Origin of the sequence: Cellulomonas fimi (assembly GCF_012952065.1) — a bacterium.
Classification (GTDB): Bacteria; Actinomycetota; Actinomycetes; order Actinomycetales; family Cellulomonadaceae; genus Pengzhenrongella; species Pengzhenrongella fimi_A.
Genome location: NZ_JABCJJ010000017.1, coordinates 54336 through 74313 on the forward strand (window position 1 = coordinate 54336; position 19978 = coordinate 74313).

At 73.4% G+C, this 19978-nt stretch carries 19 protein-coding genes; 12 read left to right on the plus strand and 7 right to left on the minus strand.

Going from position 1 to position 19978, the window contains the following annotated elements:
* Window positions 1-92: 92 nt before the first annotated feature.
* The 5 genes from HIR71_RS11445 to HIR71_RS11465 form a co-directional block, all read right to left on the minus strand.
* On the minus strand, window positions 93-4040 hold the full coding sequence (locus HIR71_RS11445) for a multifunctional oxoglutarate decarboxylase/oxoglutarate dehydrogenase thiamine pyrophosphate-binding subunit/dihydrolipoyllysine-residue succinyltransferase subunit (protein ID WP_169325193.1): 3948 nt from the start codon (window positions 4038-4040) through the stop codon (window positions 93-95).
* Window positions 4041-4267: 227 nt separating this feature from the next.
* The gene (locus HIR71_RS11450; protein ID WP_169325194.1) at window positions 4268-5089 is read right to left on the minus strand and encodes an ABC transporter permease; all 822 of its coding nucleotides are present in this window, start codon (window positions 5087-5089) and stop codon (window positions 4268-4270) included.
* A complete protein-coding gene (locus tag HIR71_RS11455; RefSeq protein WP_311836241.1) occupies window positions 5086-6099 on the minus strand; it encodes an ABC transporter ATP-binding protein in 1014 nt (337 codons plus the stop codon). Before HIR71_RS11455 ends, HIR71_RS11450 begins: the two co-directional genes overlap by 4 nt.
* Complete coding sequence (locus HIR71_RS11460) at window positions 6096-7208, minus strand: sensor histidine kinase (RefSeq protein ID WP_169325195.1); 1113 nt, start codon at window positions 7206-7208, stop codon at window positions 6096-6098. The genes HIR71_RS11455 and HIR71_RS11460 overlap by 4 nt, the downstream gene beginning before the upstream one ends.
* A 1-nt stretch (window position 7209) precedes the next feature.
* Entirely contained in the window at window positions 7210-7965 is a 756-nt protein-coding gene (locus tag HIR71_RS11465; RefSeq protein WP_169325196.1) for a response regulator transcription factor, read from the minus strand.
* A 162-nt stretch (window positions 7966-8127) separates the two neighbouring features.
* On the opposite strand from HIR71_RS11465, the gene HIR71_RS11470 reads away from it, so the two are divergent.
* The 3 genes from HIR71_RS11470 to HIR71_RS17500 all read left to right on the plus strand — a co-directional run bounded on the left by HIR71_RS11470 (window position 8128) and on the right by HIR71_RS17500 (window position 11565).
* Entirely contained in the window at window positions 8128-9438 is a 1311-nt protein-coding gene (locus HIR71_RS11470) for a hemolysin family protein (protein WP_311836242.1), read from the plus strand.
* On the plus strand, window positions 9438-10517 hold the full coding sequence (locus HIR71_RS11475) for a hemolysin family protein (protein ID WP_169325197.1): 1080 nt from the start codon (window positions 9438-9440) through the stop codon (window positions 10515-10517). The genes HIR71_RS11470 and HIR71_RS11475 overlap by 1 nt, the downstream gene beginning before the upstream one ends.
* Window positions 10518-10752: 235 nt before the next feature.
* Window positions 10753-11565 carry a M15 family metallopeptidase gene (locus HIR71_RS17500; protein ID WP_169325198.1) on the plus strand — a complete coding sequence of 271 codons (813 nt, stop codon included), beginning with the start codon at window positions 10753-10755 and terminating at the stop codon, window positions 11563-11565.
* A 24-nt stretch (window positions 11566-11589) separates the two neighbouring features.
* Here the strand turns inward: HIR71_RS17500 and HIR71_RS11485 are convergent, their stop codons facing one another.
* Both HIR71_RS11485 and HIR71_RS11490 read right to left on the minus strand, forming a co-directional pair.
* Entirely contained in the window at window positions 11590-12504 is a 915-nt protein-coding gene (locus tag HIR71_RS11485) for an aldose 1-epimerase family protein (protein WP_169325199.1), read from the minus strand.
* A gap of 80 nt (window positions 12505-12584) precedes the next feature.
* Entirely contained in the window at window positions 12585-13049 is a 465-nt protein-coding gene (locus HIR71_RS11490; protein WP_169325200.1) for a hypothetical protein, read from the minus strand.
* A 213-nt stretch (window positions 13050-13262) separates the two neighbouring features.
* Between HIR71_RS11490 and HIR71_RS11495 the strand changes: the two genes are divergently transcribed.
* The 9 genes from HIR71_RS11495 to prfB all read left to right on the plus strand — a co-directional run bounded on the left by HIR71_RS11495 (window position 13263) and on the right by prfB (window position 19734).
* A complete protein-coding gene (locus tag HIR71_RS11495) occupies window positions 13263-14489 on the plus strand; it encodes a CpaF family protein (RefSeq protein WP_169325201.1) in 1227 nt (408 codons plus the stop codon).
* A gap of 10 nt (window positions 14490-14499) precedes the next feature.
* Window positions 14500-15360: a type II secretion system F family protein gene (locus HIR71_RS11500; protein ID WP_169325202.1), complete on the plus strand. Its 861-nt coding sequence runs from the start codon at window positions 14500-14502 to the stop codon at window positions 15358-15360.
* Window positions 15357-16289, plus strand: coding sequence for a type II secretion system F family protein (locus tag HIR71_RS11505; protein WP_169325203.1), 933 nt, complete (start codon window positions 15357-15359; stop codon window positions 16287-16289). Before HIR71_RS11500 ends, HIR71_RS11505 begins: the two co-directional genes overlap by 4 nt.
* A gap of 86 nt (window positions 16290-16375) precedes the next feature.
* Entirely contained in the window at window positions 16376-16609 is a 234-nt protein-coding gene (locus HIR71_RS11510) for a hypothetical protein (protein ID WP_249051805.1), read from the plus strand.
* 1 nt (window position 16610) lies between these two features.
* On the plus strand, window positions 16611-16997 hold the full coding sequence (locus HIR71_RS11515) for a TadE/TadG family type IV pilus assembly protein (RefSeq protein ID WP_169325204.1): 387 nt from the start codon (window positions 16611-16613) through the stop codon (window positions 16995-16997).
* 125 nt (window positions 16998-17122) lie between these two features.
* The gene (locus HIR71_RS11520) at window positions 17123-17530 is read left to right on the plus strand and encodes a pilus assembly protein (protein WP_169325205.1); all 408 of its coding nucleotides are present in this window, start codon (window positions 17123-17125) and stop codon (window positions 17528-17530) included.
* The gene (locus HIR71_RS11525) at window positions 17527-18060 is read left to right on the plus strand and encodes a pilus assembly protein TadG-related protein (protein ID WP_249051792.1); all 534 of its coding nucleotides are present in this window, start codon (window positions 17527-17529) and stop codon (window positions 18058-18060) included. Before HIR71_RS11520 ends, HIR71_RS11525 begins: the two co-directional genes overlap by 4 nt.
* 23 nt (window positions 18061-18083) lie before the next feature.
* Window positions 18084-18593 carry a GNAT family N-acetyltransferase gene (locus HIR71_RS11530; RefSeq protein ID WP_169325206.1) on the plus strand — a complete coding sequence of 170 codons (510 nt, stop codon included), beginning with the start codon at window positions 18084-18086 and terminating at the stop codon, window positions 18591-18593.
* Window positions 18594-18615: 22 nt separating this feature from the next.
* Window positions 18616-19734: a peptide chain release factor 2 gene (prfB, locus tag HIR71_RS11535; protein WP_169325207.1), complete on the plus strand. Its 1119-nt coding sequence runs from the start codon at window positions 18616-18618 to the stop codon at window positions 19732-19734.
* Window positions 19735-19978: the final 244 nt, after the last annotated feature.

The following is a 19978-nucleotide window of genomic DNA, read 5'->3' on the forward strand; positions in this document are numbered from 1 at the left end:
ACGCGCGGGTCGGCGGGTCGGCCTGAGTCCGGCCACGGCCCCGCGGGACGACGAAGGGGTCCACCGAGACGGCAGACCCCTCCGTCGACGGCTCAGCGGGCGAACGCCGCCTTCACCAGCTCGGCCTGCTCCGCCTGGTGCTTCTTGGCCGACCCGGCGGCGGGCGAGGCGGACGCGGGCCGCGAGACGACCCGCGGCGCGCGCCCGAGCAGCTGAGGCATGTTCATCGCGACGTGCGACCACGCGCCCTGGTTGGCCGGCTCCTCCTGGACCCAGACCAGCTCGGCGTCGCCGAAGGGCTCGACCGCCGCGCGCAGGGCGTCGCCCTCGAGCGGGTAGAGCTGCTCGAGCCGGACGATCGCCGTGCTCGAGTCCCCGGACTTCACGCGGTGCGCCAGCAGGTCCCAGTAGACCTTGCCCGAGCACAGCAGCACGCGGTCGACCTTGGCGCCGTCGTTCCGCACGGCCGCCTCGGCGAGCGCGTCGCCGATCACCTCGCTGAAGGTGCCGCTGGTGAAGTCCTCGACGGCCGACGACGCGGCCTTGAGGCGCAGCATCGACTTCGGGGTCAGCACGACGAGCGGGCGGCGGGGCCGGTCGTACGCCTGGCGGCGCAGGAGGTGGAAGTAGGACGCGGGCGTGGTCGGCGCGGCGACCGTCATGTTGTTCTCGGCGCACATCTGGAGGAACCGCTCGGGCCGCGCGGACGAGTGGTCGGGTCCCTGGCCCTCGTAGCCATGGGGGAGGAGCAGCACGACCGAGCTGCGCTGGCCCCACTTCTGCTCGGCCGACGAGATGAACTCGTCGATGACCGTCTGGGCACCGTTGACGAAGTCGCCGAACTGCGCCTCCCACAGGACGAGCGCGTCGGGGCGCTCGACCGAGTAGCCGTACTCGAAGCCGAGTGCGGCGTACTCGCTGAGCGAGGAGTCGTAGACCCAGAACTTCGCCTGGTCGCTCGAGAGGTACAGCAGCGGCGTCCACTCCGCGCCCGTCTGGCGGTCGTGCATGACGGCGTGCCGCTGCACGAACGTCCCGCGACGCGAGTCCTGCCCGGCGAGCCGGACCGGTGTGCCCTCGATGAGCAGCGAGCCGAACGCGAGGATCTCGCCGAACCCCCAGTCGATGCCACCCTCCCGCGCCATCGCCTCGCGCTTGGCGAGGAGCTGGGCGAGCTTGGGGTGCACGGTGAAGCCCTCGGGAGCTCGGGTGTGCGCGCGCCCGATCCGCTCGAGGATCGACGCGTCGACCGCCGTCTTCCACCCGAGCATCGCGCCGGCGTCCTCGAGCTGGGCCTCGGGCCGCTCGAGGCCGGCGACCGGCTCGGACGACGGCGGCGGGACGTACCCGCCCTCGCGGGTCTCGGTGAACACGCGCTCGAGCTGGGTCTGGTAGTCCTGGAGCGCCTGCTCGGCCTCGTCGAGCGTGATGTCGCCGCGTGCGACGAGCGCCTCGGTGTAGAGCTTGCGCACCGACCGCTTCGCCTCGATGAGGTTGTACATGAGCGGCTGCGTCATCGACGGGTCGTCGCCCTCGTTGTGGCCACGACGGCGGTAGCAGATCATGTCGATGATCACGTCACGGTCGAACTGCTCGCGGAACTCGAACGCCAGCTCGGCGACCCGCACGCACGCCTCGGGGTCGTCCCCGTTGACGTGGAAGATCGGGATCTGGAGGCCCTTGGCCACGTCGGTCGCGTACAGGGTCGATCGCGACGAGCTCGGCCCGGTGGTGAAGCCGACCTGGTTGTTGATGATGACGTGGATCGAGCCACCGGTGCGGTACCCGCGCAGCTGCGCCAGGTTGAGCGTCTCGACGACGACGCCCTGACCTGCGAAGGCCGCGTCGCCGTGGATGAGGATCGGGAGCACCGAGAACCCGTCGCCGCCGAGGTCGATCCGATCCTGCTTGGCGCGCACGATGCCCTCGATCACGGGGTCGACGGCCTCGAGGTGCGAGGGGTTCGCCGCGAGGTAGACCTGCGTCGTCGCGCCCGACTCGGCGGTGAAGGTGCCCTCGGTGCCGAGGTGGTACTTCACGTCGCCCGAGCCCTGGACGGACCGCGGGTCCTGGTTGCCCTCGAACTCGCTGAAGATCTGGCCGTAGCTCTTGCCCGCGATGTTGGCCAGCACGTTGAGCCGGCCGCGGTGGGCCATGCCGATGCCGACCTCGTCGAGGCCGTTGTCCGCGGCCTTGGACAGGATCGCGTCGAGGAGCGGGATCACGGCCTCGCCGCCCTCGAGCGAGAACCGCTTCTGGCCGACGTACTTCGTCTGGAGGAAGTTCTCGAAGGCCTCGGCGGCGTTCAGGCGGCGGAGGATCCGCAGCTGGTCCTCGCGCGGCGTCCGGGCGTAGCCCGACTCGAGCCGCTCCTGGAGCCAGCGGCGCTGCCGCGGGTCGGCGAGGTGCATGTACTCGATGCCGACCGTGCGGCAGTACGAGTCCCGCAGCAGGCCGAGCACGTCGCGCAGCTTGGCGCGGGACCTGCCGCCGAACCCGCCGGTCGGGAAGGTGCGGTCGAGGTCCCAGAGCGTCAGCCCGTGGTTCTGCACGTCGAGGTCGGGGTGCTTGCGCTGGCGGTAGGCGAGCGGGTCGGTGTCGGCCATGAGGTGGCCGCGTGAGCGGAACGAGTGGATGAGCTCGGCGATCCGGGCCGGCTTCCCGAGGTCGGCGTCGTGGTCGAACGACGGGTCGCGGACCCACCGGACCGGCTCGTACGGCACGCGCAGCGCGGCGAAGACGCGGTCGTAGAACCCGTCCTTGCCGAGCAGCTTCTCCGCCATGATCCGCAGGAAGTCGCCCGACTGGGCGCCCTGGATGATGCGGTGGTCGTAGGTCGAGCTGATCGTGACCACCTTGGAGACGCCCATCCGGTTGAGCTGCTCCTCGGACGTTCCCGCGAACTCCGCGGGGTAGTCCATGGCGCCGACGCCGATGATCGTGCCCTGGCCCGCCATCAGGCGTGGCACCGAGTGCACCGTGCCGATGGTGCCGGGGTTGGTGAGCGAGATCGTGGTCCCGGCGAAGTCGGCGACCGTGAGCTTGCTGCCCCGGGCGCGGCGCACGACGTCCTCGTACGCGGCCCAGAACTGCGCGAAGTCCATGGTGTCGGCGCGCTTGATGCTCGGGACGAGCAGCTGCCGGGTGCCGTCGGGCTTCGCGAGGTCGATCGCCAGGCCGAGGTTCACGTGCGCGGGCGTGACGACGGCGGGCTTGTCGTTCTCGAGCGTGTAGCCCGCGTTCATGGCCGGCATCTCCGCGAGCGACTCGACCAGGGCGAAGCCGATGAGGTGCGTGAACGAGACCTTGCCGCCACGCGCGCGCTGGAGGTGGTTGTTGATGACGATCCGGTTGTCGACCATGAGCTTGGCCGGGATCGCCCGCACCGACGTCGCCGTCGGGACCTCGAGGCTCGCCTCCATGTTCGTGACGACCCGGGCGGCGGGGCCCTTGAGGCGGTTGACTCGATCCTCGCCGTCCGCGCCGTCCGTGGCGTCCGCGGGGTCGGAGTGCTTGCTCAGCGTCGTCGCGGGCACCTGCGCGTAGGGCGCGGTCGCGGGCTGGGCGGTGGCGACGGGCGGGGTCGACGGCGCGGCCTCGGCCTGGTCGGCGGACGGGCGTGCGGCGGTCTCGGCGGCCGCCTGCGTGCCGGCCGCCGGGGCGTCGGGCGACGGCGCAGGGCCCGACGGCGCGGCGGGGGTCCGCGGAGCCTGCGCGGCTGCGGGCTGTGCGGAGGCCGGCTGCGCGGAAGCCGGTCGTGCGGCCGCGGGCTGTGCGGCAGCGGGCTGCGTCGGGGCGGACGCGCCGTCGGGGCGCGGGGCCGGCTGCGACGACGTCGAGCCCGGCGGGCTCGTCGGCGCCGACGTCGGGGGGCCGTTCTTCTCGGTCGCGGCCTCACCGGGCCGGTAGTCCTCGAAGAACTCCCACCACGCGGGGTCGACCGCGTTCTTGTCCTTCAGGTACTGCTCGTACAGATCGTCCACGAGCCATTCGTTGGCGCCGAACTCGGCGCGGATGTCAGGCTCTGACTTCTGGGACACGTTCGCTTCGCCCGCTTCCGTCGCGGTACGTCGACCGCTTCGTTGAGATCAAGTGTGGTCCAACCCTAAGCCCTCCCGGCGAGGAGGGACGAACGGCTCCGGCAGTGCCGGGCGCGCGGTCGGGTGATCCTCGGGCGATCCCCGGTACCGCCGCTGACCTTGGCAAATACCCGGCAATCGCCGGCTCGGGGCGACCCCAAGAAAGGGTTCGCCCCGAGCCGGAAAGGTCAGGTGATGTCTTGCCGGAGCGTGGTCAGGCGACCGATCAGTGCGAACGCGGCGGCGTAGCCCAGGAGCACGAGCAGGCCCTGCCAGGACGTGAGCAGCCCGGCCGCGAGCCCGCTGTCGGCGTAGAACGAGCTGCCCGTGATCGCCTCGCCCGCGGCGCCCGGCAGGAACTTCGAGATCCCGGCCGCCCACTCGAGCCGGCCCAGCACGACGCGCAGGACGGGCTCGACGAACTGGGTGAAGGCGAGCAGCACGACGATCACCGCGACCTGGTTCGTCAGGAGCGTGCCGAAGCCGACGCCGACCACGGTCCACACGGTCAGCGCGAGCACCGACAGCCCGGCGCTGCGCCACACCACCGGGTCGTCCAGGAAGCTCTGCTCGCCCATCAGGGCGAGGACACCGGCGCCGGCACCGATCGTCGCGAGCGTCCCGACGACGCCGAAGAGCAGGCCGACCACCACGCTCGAGAGCAGCTTCGCGAGGAGGAACACCGATCGCCGCGGTTCGGCGAGCAGCGTCGGGGTGATGGTCTGGTGCCGGAACTCGCCCGTCATGGCGAGTGCCCCGACGATGACCGGGAACACGTAGCCGAGCGAGGTGGCGAGCGTGTAGATCGTCCGGGCGACCGCCTCGGGGTCGAGCGGTGCCGGCTCCGTGCCGGTCGGCAGGCCGCCCGTCGCCGCGGTCGGGTCGGTCGACAGGACGTACGCCATGATCGCCGCGAGGAACGCCATGTACGCAGCCATCGCCAGCAGCAGGATCCACCACATGCGCGTCGTGACGAGCTTGCGGTACTCGGTGCGCAGGGCGGCGGTCATCGGCCGGCCTCCGGGTCCGCCTCGGATGCGCTTTCGGCCGCAGCTGCGCCGCCGGCCGCAGGTGCGCCGTCGGCCACGAGCTGGAGGAAGATCCCCTCGAGCCCGACGTCGCGCGTCGCCAGCTCGTGCAGCTCGACGCCCGCGGTGAACGCGCGGGCGCCCACCTCGGCGGCAGGGACGCGTCGCAGCACGGCCGTCCCCGGCGGGGCCGGCACGCTCGCGTCGACCTGGGCGCTCCAGCCGGCGTCGGCGACGAGCCGCTCGAGCCCGGCGACGTCCGGCGACGTCACGCGGACGCTCGGCTCGGCCAGCGCGGCGAGCTCGCCGAGCGACGAGGCGTGCACGAGGCGACCCCGCGCGATGATCACGACGTCGTCGACGGTCTGCTCGACCTCGGAGAGCACGTGGCTCGAGACCAGCACCGTGCGGCCCTCGCCCGCGAGGTGCCGCAGGAACGCGCGCAGCCAGGCGATGCCCTGCGGGTCGAGGCCGTTCGCCGGCTCGTCGAGCAGCAGGACGCGCGGGTCCCCGAGCAGCGTCGTCGCGAGCCCGAGCCGCTGGCGCATGCCGAGCGAGAAGCCGCCCGCCCGCCGCTTCGCGACGGAGCCGAGACCGACGAGGTCGAGCACCTCGCGGCACCGTGCGTCGCTCACGCCGACCTGCGGCGCGTAGACGCGCAGGTGGTCGAGCGCCGTGCGGCCCGGGTGGAAGCTCGATGCCTCGAGCGCCGAGCCGACCGAGCGCATCGGGTGGGCCAGCTGCCCGTAGCTCCGGCCGCCGATGGTGGCGGTGCCCGACGTCGGGCGCACGAGCCCGAGCAGCATGCGCAGCGTGGTCGTCTTGCCGGCGCCGTTCGGGCCGAGGAAGCCGGTCACGCGCCCGGGGGTCACCCGGAACGACAGGTCGTCGACCGCGCGGACGGCGCCGAAGGTCTTGGTCAGGTGGTCGATCGTGATGACACCGTCCGCGCCGGCGGGCGGCGCGTCGGGCGGTGCGGCCGGCGTGGTCACGCGGGTCCTCTCTCCGGGGTCGCGTCCACGTTATCGGGCGCTCCGCGCGTCTGTGACCTGCGGCGCGGCAGCGTCAGCCGCATGGTGCAGCCGGTCGCGGTGTCCGCCACCGCGATGGTCCCGCCGTGCAGGCCGACCGCCCAACGGACGATCGCCAGGCCGATGCCCGTGCCACCCGTCGGGTCCTGGCCCGTCTGGGCGGGGGAGTTGCCGCGCGCGAACCGCTCGAACACGAGCTCGCGCTGCTCGGGTGCGATGCCCGGCCCGGAGTCGACGACGTCGATGACCACGACGTCGTCGTACGCGCGCGCCACGAGCCGCACCTCCTCGCCGGGCGGCGAGTGGCGGACCGCGTTGTGCAGGAGGTTCGCGACGACCTGGTGCAGGCGCTCGGCGTCGGCGGGGAGGGTGAGCCCGGGCGGGGTGACGGAGACGGGGAACCGGAGGCCCTTGTCGGCGCCGACGAGCATCGCGCCCTCGGCGGCCTCCTGGAGGAACTGCTCGAGCGGGACGTCGGTCAGGTCGAGCCCGACGGCGCCGGCCTCGACCCGGGACAGGTCCAGGAGGTAGGTGACGAGCCGGCCGAGCCGCTCGGTCTGGGCCAGGGCCGCCTGCATGGTCGCGGGGTCGGGCTCGCTCACGCCGTCGACGATGTTCTCGAGCTGGGCCTGGAGCGCGGTGACCGGCGTGCGGAGCTCGTGCGAGACGTTCGCGACCATCTCGCGGCGCAGCAGGTCGGTCGAGCCGAGGTCCTCGGCCATCGTGTTGAACGCCTCGGCGAGCTGGCCGACCTCGTCGCGGCTGGTCGCGCGCACGCGGCGCGAGTAGTCCCCGCCCGCCATCGCGCGGGCCGCGGCGGTCATCTCGCGCAGCGGCGACGTCATGCCGCGCGCGAGCACCTGCGTCAGGACGAGCGAGACGACGATGGCGAGCGGCAGCGTGCGCGTGGGGCCGAGGCTGTTGTTGAGGCCGAGCCAGGTGAGGAACGCCGCGAGCGTCACGGTGGCCGCGACCAGGACGCCGAGCTTGATCTTGATCGACCGGAACCGGTCGAGCGGGCGCACGTCGGGGAGCCGGTCGCGGTAGGTGCCGCGGACGTGGGGAGGCACGTCAGCGCTCCGCGGGCACCGAGGGCTCGAACGCGTAGCCGACGCCGTGCACCGTGCGGATCAGGTCGGCCCCCAGCTTGCGGCGCAGCGCCTTGATGTGGGAGTCCACGGTCCGGGTCCCGCTCGCGTCGACCCAGTCCCACACCTCCGCCAGCAGCCGCTCGCGCGTGAGGACGGTCCGCGGGGTGCTCGCGAGCATGACGAGCAGGTCGAACTCCGTCGGCGTCAGGTGCACCTCGGCGTCGCCGCGAGAGACGCGCCGCTGCGCGCGGTCGATCGTCACGTCGCCGGCCTCGATCGGGGGCTCGGGCGGCGTGGTGCCCGCCGCGTCCTGCGCCGCCGCACGCACCGCGCGCTCGGTCCGGCGCAGCAGGACCTTGGACCGGGCGACCAGCTCGCGCATCGAGAAGGGCTTGGTCATGTAGTCGTCCGCGCCGACGCCGAGCCCGATGAGCATGTCCGTCTCGTCGTCGCGCGCGGTGAGCATGAGGACGGGCACCGGGCGGACCGCCTGGATGCGGCGGCACACCTCGAGGCCGTCGATGCCCGGGAGCATCACGTCGAGCACGACGAGGTCCGGGCGGAGCCGGGCCGCGGCCGCGACGCCGGCGTGGCCGTCGGCGGCGGTCTCGACGCTCCACCCCTCCGCGGAGAGACGGTGCGCGATGGCGGTCGCGATGGCGGGCTCGTCCTCGACGACGAGCACGCGCGTGGCGGCGGACGGTCCGGCGGACGAAGCCTGTGACGTGGCTGCCATGGCGCCAGGGTGGCACAGGACGGACGCGCGAGGGGGTGAGCGCGCCCGTATGATCGGCGGCACCATGAGCAGCTCAAGTAGCGGCCGGCGGTGCTCCTTCGCGAGACACCCTGCCGGCCCCTCCGCTTTCCTGACCCGTCCCCCCCGCACCGGCGGGACCCCGTGCTGACCGAGTGGCTGCTCGTCGGGGTCGGCGTCCTGCTCACGCTCGGGACGGCGGTCTTCGTGTCGAGCGAGTTCTCGCTCATCACGCTCGACGCCGGCCTGGTCGCCAAGCAGACCCGTCCCGACGACCGACGCGGCCAGTCCGTCCTCAAGGCGCTCAAGCACCTGTCGACCGAGCTCTCCGGCGCGCAGGTCGGGATCACGGTGACCACGATCCTGCTCGGCTACAGCACCCAGCCGGCGGTCGCGCGGCTGCTCGGTGGCCCGCTCGAGTCGTCCGCGCTGGGTCCGGTCGCCGGCGGCGCGCTCGCAGGCGTGGTCACCGTCGTCGTGGTGAACGGGTTCTCGATGCTGTTCGGCGAGCTGGTGCCCAAGAACTTCGCGATCAGCCACCCGATCGGCACGGCCCGCGCGGTCGCGCCGCTCCAGCGCGGGTTCACGGCGGCGCTGCGGCCGCTCATCACGCTGTTCAACAACAGTGCGAACGCGCTCCTGCGGCGCGTCGGCGTCGAGCCGCGGGAGGAGCTGTCGGGCGGGCGCTCCCCCCAGGAGCTCGCCTCGCTCGTACGTCGCTCCGCGGCGGTGGGCACGCTCGACGAGGCGACCGCGATGCGCCTCACGAACACGATCGAGCTCGACGAGCTCACCGCCGTCGACGTGATGACCGACCGCATGCGCGTCGTCGTCGTCCGGCGGGACGAGACAGCCGCCGACGTCGTCGCGCGGGCCCGCGACACGGGCCACTCGCGCTTCCCCGTGATCGACGCGTCCCCGGACGACATCGTGGGGCTCGTCCACCTCCGGCGCGCGATCGCGGTGCCGTACGAGCGGCGCGCGGACGTGCCGGCCGCGGCGCTCATGGTGGACGCGCCGCGCGTGCCGGAGACCGTCAGGGTCGGGCCGCTGCTCGTGGACCTGCGCGCCTCGGGCATGCAGATGGCCGTGGTCGTCGACGAGTACGGCGGCACGTCCGGGATCGTGACCTTCGAGGACGTGGTCGAGGAGCTCGTCGGCGAGGTGTCCGACGAGCACGACCCGCGTCGCGCGGGCACCTCCCGCCTGCCCGACGGCGCGTGGGTGCTTCCCGGGGACCTGCGGCCCGACGAGCTGACCGAGGTGACGGGTGTCGTCGTGCCCGACGACGGACCGTACGAGACGCTCGGCGGGCTCGTGATGACGGCGCTCGGCCGTATCCCCGTGGTCGGGGACGAGGTCGAGGTACCCGGCGTGCGGCTGCGGATCGAGCAGATGGCCGGACGGCGCGTCGAGCGCGTGCGCGTGACCGAGGTCGAGCAGGGGATCGTCTGATGAGCAGCAGCGTCGCCCTCGTCCTGGCGGTCGTGCTGCTGGTGGCCAACGCGTTCTTCGTCGGTGCGGAGTTCGCGATCATGTCCGCCCGTCGGAGCCAGATCGAGCCGCTGGCGGCCGCGGGGGACTCGCGCGCGCGGACGGTGCTCTGGGCCATGGAGCACGTCTCCCTCATGCTCGCCTGCGCCCAGCTGGGGATCACCGTGGCCTCGACGAGCCTCGGCGTCGTGGCCGAGCCCGCCATCGCGCACCTGATCGAGGGGCCGCTCGTCGCGATGGGGGCGAGCGCCGACCTCGCGTACCCGATCGCCTTCGTGCTCGCGCTCCTGATCGTCGTGTACCTGCACGTCGTGCTCGGCGAGATGGTCCCCAAGAACCTCGCGGTCGCGGGGCCGGAGCGCGCAGCACTGTGGTTCGGCCCACCGCTCGTGTGGATGGCGCGCGCCGTCTCGCCGCTGATCACCGCGCTCAACTGGCTCGCCAACCACGTGCTGCGCCTGTTCGGGGTCGAGCCCAAGGACGAGGTCGCGTCCGCCTTCACCGCGCAGGAGGTGCAGTCGATCGTGGAGCAGTCGCAGGCCGAGGGGCTGCTCGACGACGAGCAGGGGCTCCTCGCGGGCGCGATCGAGTTCTCGGACCGCAAGGCGAGCGAGGTCATGGTGCCCGTCGACCGGCTGGTGACCGTCGCGCCGGACGCCACCCCGGACGAGGTCGAGCGGCTCGTCGCGCGGACCGGCTACAGCCGCTTCCCGGTCGTGGGCGGGACGATCGAGAGCGGGACCGCCGGGCGCGGGACCGCCGTGGCCGACATCACCGGGTACCTGCACCTCAAGGACGTCCTCTACGCGGACGAGCCGGCACGCTCGCTGCCGGTGCCGCTCTGGCGCATCCGGGGGCTCGCCTCGGTGACCCCGGAGGCGGAGATCGAGGACGCGCTCGCGGCGATGCAGCGTTCGGGCTCCCACCTCGCGCGCGTCGAGGACGGCGGCCGCTGCGTCGGCGTGGTGTTCCTCGAGGACATCCTCGAGGAGCTCGTGGGCGAGGTGCGCGACGCGATGCAGCGCGGCCAGCTCCACTGAGACCCTCGTCACAGCAGCCCAGGCCCCGCGCGCCGGGGCGCCCGGCCCGTCCCGTGACGCCGGTCCGGATCCGGACATCTCGGACGTGGACATGCGTCCAGGGGCTTGGAAGTCACGTGGCCCCTCCGTTATTGTTCCGTGACCGCAGCGGCTGACCGGCATCGACGTGGAACGTCGGCCGAGCTCGTCGCGGGTCGTGGATCACCCGTTGGCGAGAGCCGAACCCGGAGGTGTCGTGGGGCCCGAGCGTGCCGCCGTCAGCGCCGACTCACGCCGCGCCCGACGCGAGGCCGAGCTCGCCGCCCAGGCGCAGGTCCCGCCGCACCCCCTTCACCCGAGGCGCTGGCTCCCCCGGTTCGCGGTCCTCGCCGCGCTCGCCGGCATCACGGTGGCGCTCCCGCTGACCGAGAACGTGTCCCCCGGCAACGGCACGTTCGTCGCAGGTGCCCAGGCCGCGGCCGTCCCGCTGCCCTCGACCGTCGAGGCGCTCACCGGCGTCGTGGTCACGACGACGCCGCCGCCCGCGATCGCGGCCGACGGGACGACGGCGCTGCGGGCCGAGGTCGCCGCGAGCCGGTCGGAGGAGCGCGACCCGCTGCCCGGCTGCGACGGCGCAGACCGTCCCGCGGGCGCGAACGGCCAGCTGCGCACGAGCGACCTGTGCACCTTGTGGACCGGGTCGCTCCAGCTCCGAGGGGACGCGGCGTACTCGATCGCCGAGCTGAACCTCGCCTTCCGCGCCCGGTTCGGGCGGGACCTGTGCCTCACGGACGGCTACCGCACGCTCGCCGAGCAGCGGGTCCTCAAGTCCCGCAAGGGCGGGCTGGCCGCGGTGCCCGGTCGCAGCAACCACGGGTGGGGCCTCGCCATCGACCTGTGCTCGCCGGAGACCAAGGGCGCCACCGGGAGGTGGATCAAGGAGAACGGCCCGATCTACGGCTGGGAGAACCCCGACTGGGCGCTCAGCGGCGGCAGCGGACCGTTCGAGCCCTGGCACTGGGAGTACACGCGCGGCGTCATGGAGGACGGCGAGTACTACAGCTCCTGACGTCCGGTCAGGCTCGGGCGCCGGTCACAGCAGCGTCGCGCCCCACCGGAAGCCGCGCACCGCGCCCGGTCCGAGGTCCACGACCCGCTCGCCGGAGTTGAACGCGTCCGCGACGCAGCTCATCGGCTCGGCCGCGAGGCCCGTGCGGCGCATCTCGACCTCGTCGAGCGCGTCGCCCGTGCACACCTGCCACGCGTCGAGCGAGCCGTCCATCCACACCGCCGCCGTCCGACCGTCGGGTGCGGCCAGCCGAGCCCAGGACAACCCGTCGGCGTCCCGCACCACGTCGACCCAGGCGTCGTCCAGGGCGATGCCCGCGAGCGAGCGCGGGGTGCGGAAGTCGTGGTCCCCGGCGACCGGCTCGGTGCCCGTCGGCAGGAGGCGCTCGTCGCTCGTCACGTGGGTCCGCGCGTCGAGGTGCAGCGTGCAGTCGTCGAGCGCGGCGCCGCCGGGCGACAGCCACGGGTGGAAGCCGACGCCGAGGGGCGCCGTCACCGACCCCTCGTTGGCGACGACGAGGGTGGTCTCGAGGCCGGCGTCGGACAACGCGTACGTGATCGACACCCGCAGCGCGAACGGGTAGCCCGGGACCGGGACGAGGCGGTGCTCGAGCGTGACGGCGTCGTCCGTGTGGGCGACGACCGACCAGCGCTGCCAGCCGACCAGACCGTGGATCGCCGTCGAGCGCTCGGGCTCGTTGAGCGGGAGCCGGTAGTCGGCTTCGCGGTACCGGTAGCGGCCGTCCCGGATGCGATTGGGCCAGGGCACCAGCACCGCGCCGGAGCACGCAGGTTGGAGCTCGTCCTCACCGAACGGCGTGATCACGTCGCGGTCGCCCACCGCGTACTCGCGCAGGCTCGCCCCCACCTCGGTCACGGTCGCGCGATGGTCTGCGTGGGAGATGCGGAGCTGGGTGCCCGACGGCGCGGTGGTGGTCATCGCCGACACGCTAGGTCGTGCGGCGCGGGCGCGCGAGAGGAGAGCCGTTGCCGTCGCGGTCCGTGCCCGAGATCCGGGTGTCAGGCGGTGTGGCGGCCGTCGGGGTGCGGGTCGGGTCCCGCGTCCGGGCGCGTGTCGGCCGCATGCGTGCCGGCGCCGCGCGAGCCGCCGTGGACGTCCGGGTCGTGGACGTCCGGGTCGAGCTCGTCGGCCCGGCGCAGTCGCTCGTCGACCTCGGCGCGCGAGCCGCCCACCTCGTGCGCGCGCTCCTGGGCCTGCCGCTGGAGCGCCGCGGCGTCGGCCGCGCGGGCGTCCGCCTCGGCCTGGGCGAGCCGCGCCTGCGCGTCGATCCGGGACGCCTCCGCCTCCCGGCGCTGGAGCTCGATCCGGTCGGCCTCGGCCTTCTCCCGGAGCTCGCGCGCCTGCTCGCGCTGGGCCTCGACCTTGTGCGCCCCGCGCGAGCGTCGGACCACGAGCAGCAGCACGACGAGCAGGGCGAGCACCAGCACGCCCACGATGATCCAGGTCACGACGGTGTCGTCCATGTCGAGCTCCTCGCTGGTCTGACGATGGTCGGCCGTGTCGATTCGACCGCCTGGACGGGTGACCTGCAACCGGACGCGGGGTGAAGGCGGCGTCGCCCGTTCGGGCGGTCTCCCACCGGTTGTCCACAGAACCCCAGCGGTATGTCCGTTCTGTCCTCTACTGTCACGGAGCGCCGGGTCCGGTGCGCAGGGTGACGAACGGCAGGGGGGCAGATGGACGGCGTGGCGATCCTCGAGGGTGAGGTGCGCGAGCTCATCCGGCGACGGGGGCTCGACCCGGTGCGGGACCACCAGGGGATCCGGGACCTCGTCTCCGACGTCGTCGCCGACTACGACGAGCGCTCGCTGCTCGGCACCGTGCCGCCGCTCACCGACCCGTCGGCGGCCATGAGGGCGGTGGTCGACGCCGTCGCGGGGCTGGGGCCGCTCCAGCGGTACCTCGACGATGACGAGATCGAGGAGATCTGGATCAACGCGCCCGCGCAGGTCTTCGTCGCCCGTCGCGGCGAGCCCGAGCTCACGACGACGATCCTCACCGAGCAGCAGGTGCGCGACCTCGTCGAGCAGATGCTCAAGGCCTCGGGGCGGCGCCTCGACCTCTCGAGCCCGTTCGTCGACGCGTCGCTGCCGGGCGGCGAGCGCCTGCACGTCGCGATCCCCGACGTCACGCGGCAGCACTGGGCGGTCAACATCCGCAAGTACGTGGTCCGCGCGAACCACCTCGACGACCTCGTCGCGCTCGGCTCGCTGACGCGCCATGCCGCCGCGTTCCTCGATGCCGCCGTCGCCGTCGGGCTCAACGTGCTCGTGGCCGGATCGACGCAGGCCGGCAAGACGACGATGCTCAACGCGCTCGCGGGGTCGATCCCTGCGCGCTCGCGCATCGTGACGTGCGAGGAGGTGTTCGAGCTCCGCGTCCAGCACCGCGACGTGGTGGCGCTCCAGTGCCGTCAGCCCAGCCTCGAGGGGACCGGTGAGATCCCGCTGCGCCGGCTCGTCAAGGAGGCGCTGCGCATGCGTCCGAGCCGGATCGTCATCGGCGAGGTGCGCGAGGCCGAGGCGCTGGACATGCTCGTCGCGCTCAACGCCGGCGTGCCGGGCATGTGCACGATCCACGCGAACAGCGCCCGCGAGGCGCTGACCAAGATCTGCACCCTCCCGCTCCTCGCGGGTGAGAACGTCTCCGACCGGTTCGTGATCCCGACCGTGGCCGCGGCGATCGACGTCGTGCTCCACCTGGAGGTCGACCACCGGGGGCGGAGGCGGGTCCGCGAGATCGTCGGGGTGCCCGGGCGCGCGGAAGGCGGGATCGTCGAGACCGCGGACCTGTTCCACCTGGCCGGTGGAGGGCTCGTGCGCGGCGAGGGGTACCCGCCCCACCCCGAGCGGTTCAGCCGTGCCGGGATCGACCTGCCTGCGCTGCTGCGCAGCGGACGCTGAGGGGCCTGGCGTGGGGGTCGTCATCGGGCTGCTCCTCGGAGCCGGCGTGTTCTGCGTCTGGTGGTCGTGCTGGACGCCCGGGCAGCAGCGCGTCCGTCGCCGCTCGGGGTGGTCCGATCGCACCCAGGACCTGCTCGTGCAGGCGGGTGCGCCGGGCGTCACGTCACGGGGTCTCGTGGCCACCTCGGCCGGTCTCGCGCTCGTGGTGCTGGTCGTCGGCTCGGCGCTCACCCGGTCGCCCGCGATCGCCGCGTGCTTCGCGGTCATGGCCGCGCTCGGTCCGGTGACGCTCGTGCGCTCGCGTGCACGACGGCGGCGCACGGCACTGCGCGACGTCTGGCCCGAGGTGGTCGACCACCTGGGGTCGGGAGTCCGAGCGGGTCTGTCCCTGCCGGAGGCGCTCGGGCAGCTGGGGGAGCGCGGTCCGGCCGAGCTGCGGGACGCCTTCCGCGGGTTCGCCGTGGACTACCGGGCCACCGGGCGGTTCAGCGAGTCGCTCGACGCGCTCAAGGCGCGCCTGGCCGACCCGGTCGCGGACCGGATCATCGAGGCCCTGCGCCTCACGCGCGACGTGGGCGGGACGGACCTCGGCCGGCTGCTCCGGACGCTCTCGGCCTTCCTCCGCGACGACGCGCGGACGCGGGGTGAGCTCGAGGCGCGGCAGAGCTGGACCGTCAACGCTGCCCGGCTCGCGGTGGCCGCACCGTGGATCGTGCTGGCGCTCCTCGCGACCCGACCGGAGGCCGCGGACGCGTTCAACACGGTGGCGGGCGGCGTCGTGCTCGCGGCGGGCGGCGCGAGCTCCGTCGTCGCCTACCGGCTGATGGTGCGGATCGGGCGACTGCCCGAGGAAGCGCGGGTGCTGCGATGAACGGCCCGCTGCTCGGAGCCGCCGTCGGTGCGCTGGGGGGACTGGGTGGCGTGCTCGTGCTCTGGCGGCTGTCGGCGCGCCGGATCCGGTTCGAGGACCGGCTCGCGCCGTACCTGCGCGCGCCGCGGTCGTCGTCGGCCCTGCTCGGCGGCACCGACGCCCGGACACCGTTCCCGACGCTCGAGCGGCTCGTCGCGCCGGTGATGAGCGACGGCATCCGGCTCGTCGCGAGGATGGGCTCGCCCACGGCCGAGCTGCGGCGACGGCTCGAGCGGGCGGGACGCACCGAGTCGGTCGAGCAGTTCCGGGCGGCGCAGGTCGTGTGGGGCGTCCTGGGCCTCGCCGGTGGTCTGGTCATCGCACTCGTGCTCGTGGCCGGTCGTGGGTCGTCCCCGTTCGTGCTCTCGCTCCTGGTGCTGCTGTGCGGAGTGCTCGCCGTGCTCGCGCGGGACCACCTGCTGACTCGGCAGGTGCGGCAGCGTGAGGAGCGGATGCTGGTCGAGCTGCCGACGGTGGCAGAGCTGCTCGCGCTCTCGGTCGGCGCGGGGGAGGGCGCGGTGGGCGCGCTCGAGCGCGTGGTGCGGACCACCCATGGCGTGCTCGCGGACGAGCTGGCCCGGACGCTGGCCGATGCGCGTGCCGGCACGCCGCTCACGCAGGCCCTCGAGCGGCTCGCCGACCGCACCGGGCTGCCCGCGCTGACCCGGTTCGCCGAGGGCGTCGCGGTCGCGGTCGAGCGAGGCACCCCGCTGGCGGACGTGCTACGAGCGCAGGCGCAGGACGTCCGCGAGGCCGGCCGGCGCGCACTCATGGAGGCCGGCGGGCGCAAGGAGGTGGCGATGATGGTCCCGGTCGTCTTCCTGATCCTGCCCGTCACCGTGGCGTTCGCCGTCTTCCCGAGCCTGGCCGTCCTGAGGCTGGGCACATGACGCGCGCGCGGGGTAGCCCCGCCGAAGAACCGCAGGGAGGACTGCAGGTGTCGACGACCCACGAGGGGGATGCTGCGATGGCACGGATGACGGACGGTGATCGGCTCGGAAGGCTGGTCCTGGCGGCGCACGTGAGGGCCGCGACGGTGCGGGGACGGGTCGTGGCGCTGGCTCGCGACGACCGGGGCGACGTGCCCGGATGGGTGCTCGTGACGCTCATGACGGCGGGGCTGGTGATCGCCCTCTGGGCCCTCGCCGGGCCCGCGCTCGGCCGGGTCTTCACCGAGTCGATCCAGCGCGTCACGGGCGAGATCGGCTGACGTGCGGACGGGTCGGGGTGGCGACACGGGGTCCGCGGTCGTCGACTTCGCGCTGGTCGCGGGTCTCGTGACCCTCGTGTTCGCCGGCGTCGTCCAGCTCACGCTCGCCCTGCACGTGCGCAGCACCCTGATCGACTCCGCCGCGGAGGGCGCGCGCTACGCGGCGCTCGCGGACCGCGAGCTGGACGACGGGGAGGCCCGCACCCGTCAGCTGATCGAGCTCTCGCTCGCGCCGGGCTACGCGGACGACGTGACGGCGGTCGAGACGGTCGTGGACGGGCTCGCCGTCGTCGAGGTGACGGTCACGGCGCCGATCCCGGTCGCGGGCCTGCTGGGGCCGGCCGGGACGCTCACGGTGACCGGGCGCGCGCTCCTGGAGCCGGCGTGAGGGGCGAGGGTCGGCCTGCCGGTCGGCGAGGCCGCGTCGCCGGGCGCGAGCGGCAGGGTGGTCACCGGCGGCTATGCCGACGCGCTGCGGGCGCCGGTCGCGGCTCGGAGGAGGGCAGCGCGGTCGTGGAGTTCCTCGCCGTCACGCTGCTGCTGCTCGTGCCCGTCGTCTACCTCGTGCTCACGCTCGCCAAGGTCCAGGCCGCGACCTTCGCGGCCGAGGCGGCCGCCCGTGAGGCGGGCCGTGCGTTCACCACCGCCGAGGCGACCCGCGCGGGAACCGCGCGCGCTGTCGCGGCGGTCGGCCTCGCGCTCGGCGACCAGGGCTTCGACGAGGTCGACCCGGTGACGGCGCTCGCGCTCGACTGCGCCGTGGACCCGTGCCTCACGCCGGGGAGCGACGTCGGCGTCCGGGTGACGTTCGACGTCGCGCTGCCGGGCGTGCCGGCGTTCGTGCAGTCGGTCGTCCCGTTGTCCGTGACGGTGGACGCGGACCACGTGGCCTCGGTCGACCAGTACCGGGCGGGCGGGTGAGCGGGCGCGGCCCGTCGCGCGCGGGCGGATCGCGGCGCACGGGTGGACCGTGGACGTGGTCGCTCAGCCGGCTCGACCGCGCCGGGCGGGAGTCCGGGCAGATCACGCTGCTCTCGATCGCCTTCGGGATGCTCGCCCTGCTTCTCGTCACGGTGGTGGTCTCCGCGACGAGCGTCCATCTCGAGCGCAAGGAGCTGCTCATGCTCGCCGACGGCCTGGCGCTCCGGGCAGCGGACTCGCTCGACGTCGACGCGTTCTACCGGGGCCAGGCGGACGCGCCGCGCGCGGGGGCGGTCGTGCACCTCACGGACGACGACGTCCGGGCCGCCGTCGAGCAGCGCCTGGCCGCCCATCCCGACCTGACGGCCGATCTCGACGGGCTCGTCGTCGAGGTCGCCGAAACGCCTGACGGGAGGACCGCCCGCGTGGGACTCTCGGCGGTGGCCCGACCGGCGCTGGTGAGCTGGGCGACGTCGCCCTGGTCGGAGGGCTTCCGCATCCGTGTGACCTCGAGTGCAAGGGCGTGGTGATCGACGTGTCGGTGTCCGACCCGGTGAGTGTCCGTACCGCCTCCCACGGGCCCCGTCTCCTGCGGCCCGGTGTCCCGGCCGACGCGCAGGCGATCGCCGAGTTCCAGACCGCGTCCTGGCGGGAGGCCTACCAGGGGCTCGTGCCGCAGCGGTACCTGGACCGGGTCACGGTGCAGGACCGTGCGGAGCGGTGGCACCACAGGCTCGCGACCGGGTCGCGGCGCGTCGCGGTCGCCGAGGACGATGGCGTCGTCGTCGGCGTCGCCAGCTGGGGCCGGGTCATCACGCCCGACGTCCCGCCGCTCGAGCTGATGAGCATCTACGTCGCAGCCGAGCTGCGGGGGACCGGGCTCGCGGCGGAGCTCCTGCACGCTGCGGTCGGGACGTCGCCGGCGCACCTGTGGGTCTTCGCGGAGAACTGGCGCGCCCAGGCGTTCTACGCCAAGCACGGGTTCCGCCACGACGGCTACCGCAAGCTCGACCGGGACACCGGGCTCTGGGAGCGCCGGTTCGTCCGCCGCGGTGCCCGCTGACGGCCCTGTAACCTGGACCGCCGTGGCAGCCACTGACTTCGCGGTCGAGATCCGGAACCTTCGCAGCACGCTCGACTCCATCCGGGCGGTGAGCGACCCGACGGCGCTGCGCGCGAAGATCGCCCAGCTCTCCGAGCAGGCGTCCGCGCCCGACCTGTGGGACGACCCGGACGCGGCGCAGAAGATCACGTCGGCGCTCTCGTCGACCCAGTCCGAGCTCGACCGGGTGGAGAAGCTCGGCGGTCGGATCGACGACCTGGAGACCCTGGTCGAGATGGCGACGGAGGACGGCGGCGACGCCGATACCCTCGCCGAGGCCGAGAACGAGCTCACCGGCATCGCGCGCGATCTCGGCGAGCTCGAGGTGCGCACGCTCCTCGCGGGCGAGTACGACATCCGTGAGGCCGTCGTCACGATCCGCGCCGGCGCGGGCGGGGTCGACGCGGCGGACTTCGCGGAGATGCTCATGCGCATGTACCTGCGCTGGGCCGAGCGGCACGGCTACCCGACCTCGGTCCTCGACACCTCGTACGCCGAGGAGGCCGGCCTCAAGTCCGCGACGTTCGAGGTCAAGGCCCCGTACGCGTTCGGGCACCTGTCGGTCGAGGCCGGCACCCACCGCCTCGTCCGCATCTCGCCGTTCGACAACCAGGGCCGTCGGCAGACGTCGTTCGCCGCGGTCGAGGTGATCCCGCTGATCGAGCAGACCGACTCGATCGACATCCCCGAGAACGAGATCAAGGTGGACGTGTTCCGCTCGTCGGGCCCCGGTGGCCAGTCGGTCAACACGACCGACTCGGCGGTCCGCATGACGCACATCCCCACGGGCATCGTCGTCTCGATGCAGAACGAGAAGTCGCAGATCCAGAACCGGGCCGCAGCGCTCCGCGTGCTGCAGTCGCGCCTGCTGCTCCAGCGCCAGGCCGAGGAGAACGCCACCAAGAAGGCGATGGCGGGCGACATCAAGGCGAGCTGGGGCGACCAGATGCGCTCGTACGTGCTGCACCCGTACCAGATGGTCAAGGACCTGCGCACGGAGTTCGAGGTCGGCAACACCTCCGGGGTGTTCGACGGCGACATCGACAGCTTCATCGAGGCGGGCATCCGCTGGCGTCGCGGGCAGGACGGCGCGCGGGCCTGACTCGCCCCGCACGCGATCCGCGACGTGCCAGACCTGCCCCGACGTGCCAGACCTGCCCCGACACGTCAAACGGTTCCCCGCGTGTCAGACCTGCCGCGCGCCCGGCCACGCGCTAGGTCTGACCCAAATCCGCGAGTAGTGGCGCGTCAGGGGTCTTGGTGACCCGTTTGCGGGTCTTGTTGCGGTTTCCGGTAGCGGGGCGTGACCGGGTCCCGGCTGGCGCGTCGGGTGCGGGTTTCCAGGC